Below are 3063 nucleotides of genomic sequence, written 5' to 3' on the forward strand. Positions count from 1 at the left end.
GCGTGATGTACCTTGAAAATTTCACACAGAGAAATGAATTGATGGAAGTAGAAATACTTCAGATATCAAGACATCCGAGAAAACAAACCGAGAACTCAATTAAGAAAGAACATCGAAAGATGTAAGGACCCTGTTTCCAACGCTATGGGAACAGTAAGAAAGGTCAAGCAAGAAAGAGCGCAGGGTGGATGCCTTGGCACTAAGAGCCGAAGAAAGACGTGATAAGCTGCGAAAAGCTGCGGGGAGGAGCAAATATCCCTTGATCCGCAGATATCTGAATGGGGAAACCCACATGAGAAGGCCTCATGTATCCATACGCCAATCCATAACGTATGGAAGGGAACCCGGTGAACTGAAACATCTAAGTAGCCGGAGGAAGAGAAAGAAACATCGATTCCGGGAGTAGCGGCGAGCGAAACCGGAAGAGCCCAAACCAGCGTGCGTGCATGCTGGGGTTCGGACCGCGGAATTGATTCAGCGAGTTTAGCAGAATGGTTTTGGGAAAGCCAGCCAGAGAGGGTGAAAGCCCCGTAAGCGAAAGACGAGCTGACAAGGCGGGATCCAGAGTACATCGAGACACGAGAAACCTTGATGGAAGGAACGGGGACCACCCCGTAAGGCTAAATACTCCTTAGTGACCGATAGCGCATAGTACTGTGAAGGAAAGGTGAAAAGGACCCCGGGAGGGGAGTGAAAGAGAACCTGAAACCCTGTGTTTACAAGCTGTGGAAGCACGTTAAGGTGCGACCGCGTACTTTTTGTAGAACGGTCCGGCGAGTTACGCGTGCTGGCAAGGTTAAGGACTTAAAGTCCGGAGCCGAAGGGAAACCAAGTCTGAACAGGGCGAAATAGTCAGTACGAGTAGACCCGAAACCGGGTGATCTACCCATGTCCAGGTTGAAGATGCCGTAAAAGGCGTTGGAGGACCGAACACACATCCGTTGAAAAGGGTGGTGATGAGGTGTGGGTAGGGGAGAAATTCCAATCGAACCCGGAGATAGCTGGTTCTCCTCGAAATAGCTTTAGGGCTAGCCTCATTTTAGTCTTATGGAGGTAGAGCACTGAATTTCCGCGGGGGCGTCAAAGCTTACCAAAGAATATCAAACTCCGAATGCCATGTAGATGATGAATGGGAGTCAGACTGCACGAGATAAGTTGGGTAGTCAAAAGGGAAAGAGCCCAGACCGCCAGCTAAGGTCCCAAAGTGCGTGTTAAGTGGAAAAGGATGTGGGATTTCGAAGACAACTAGGATGTTGGCTCAGAAGCAGCCACACATTCAAAGAGTGCGTAACAGCTCACTAGTCGAGAGGTCCTGCGCCGAAAATGTACCGGGGCTGAAACACGACACCGAAGCTGCGGAATGACGTAAGTCATTGGTAGAGGAGCATTCTTAATACCGTCGAAGCCGTACCGAAAGGAGCGGTGGAGGGATAAGAAGAGAGAATGCCGGAATGAGTAGCGAGAGATAGGTGGGAATCCTATCGGCCGAATATCCAAGGTTTCCAGGGTAAAGCTGATCTGCCCTGGGTAAGTCGGGGCCTAAGGAGAGGCTGCGAAGCGTATCCGATGGACAACAGGTTTAGATTCCTGTACCTTATATGGTCAGAACTGCAGGGACGCAGAAGGAAAGCATGAGCCGGGAATGGAAAGACCGGTGCAAGCAGAGGGGATGGTATGCAGGCAAATCCGCATACGGAAATCCCTGCTGTGACGCGGAGTGAACCATAAGTAACGAAGCATGCGGACCGGCTGCCGAGAAAAGCTGCTATTGTGCCATATAAGCCCGTACCGTAAACCGACACAGGTGGATGAGGAGAGAATCCTAAGGCCGGCGGAAGAAGTATTGTTAAGGAACTCGGCAAAATGACCCCGTAACTTCGGGATAAGGGGTGCCCACGGAAGTGGGCCGCAGAGAATAGGCTCAAGCAACTGTTTAGCAAAAACACAGGTCTATGCGAAACCGTAAGGTGAAGTATATGGGCTGACGCCTGCCCGGTGCTGGAAGGTTAAGAGGAGAGGTTAGACTTAAAGTCGAAGCTTTGAATTCAAGCCCCAGTAAACGGCGGCCGTAACTATAACGGTCCTAAGGTAGCGAAATTCCTTGTCGGGTAAGTTCCGACCCGCACGAAAGGCGTAATGATTTGAGCACTGTCTCGACAATACATCCGGTGAAATTGAAGTACCAGTGAAGATGCTGGTTACCCGCGCCAGGACGGAAAGACCCCATGGAGCTTTACTCCAGTCTGGTACTGGGATTCGGTACTGCATGTACAGGATAGGTGGGAGGCTTTGAAGCTGGGACGCCAGTCTCAGCAGAGCCGCTGTTGGGATACCACCCTTGCAGTATTGGGTTTCTAACCAGCCGCCGTGATCCGGCGGTGGGACAATGCCAGGCGGGGAGTTTGACTGGGGCGGTCGCCTCCGAAAGGGTATCGGAGGCGCTCAAAGGTTCCCTCAGAATGGACGGAAACCATTCAAAGAGTGCAAAGGCAGAAGGGAGCTTGACTGCGACACCGACGGGTGGAGCAGGTACGAAAGTAGGACTTAGTGATCCGGTGGCATAAAGTGGGATTGCCATCGCTCAACGGATAAAAGCTACCCTGGGGATAACAGGCTAATCACTCCCAAGAGTTCACATCGACGGAGTGGTTTGGCACCTCGATGTCGGCTCATCGCATCCTGGGGCTGTAGCAGGTCCCAAGGGTTGGGCTGTTCGCCCATTAAAGCGGTACGCGAGCTGGGTTCAGAACGTCGTGAGACAGTTCGGTCCCTATCCGGCGCGGGCGGAGGATATCTGAGGGGAGCTGGCCTTAGTACGAGAGGACCGGGCTGGACGGACCACTGGTGTACCTGTTGGGAACCAATCCCATGGCAGGGTAGCCAAGTCCGGAAGGGATAAACGCTGAAGGCATCTAAGCGTGAAGCCCCCCCCAAGATGAGATATCCCTTCCCTAGAGGAAGTAAGACCCCTGAGAGAGTATCAGGTAGATAGGGCAGAGGTGGAAGTGCGGCAACGCATGGAGCTGACTGTTACTAATCGGTCGAGGGCTTGACCAAGAAACA

1 rRNA gene is annotated in these 3063 nt (G+C 52.3%); it reads left to right on the forward strand.

Going from position 1 to position 3063, the window contains the following annotated elements:
• The first annotated feature begins 161 nt into the window (after window positions 1-161).
• Window positions 162-3057: ribosomal RNA gene (locus H8Z76_RS13370) — 23S ribosomal RNA — on the forward strand.
• The last annotated feature ends 6 nt before the right edge of the window (window positions 3058-3063 follow it).

The organism is Roseburia yibonii, from assembly GCF_014297335.1.
Lineage (GTDB): Bacteria > Bacillota > Clostridia > Lachnospirales > Lachnospiraceae > Roseburia_D > Roseburia_D yibonii.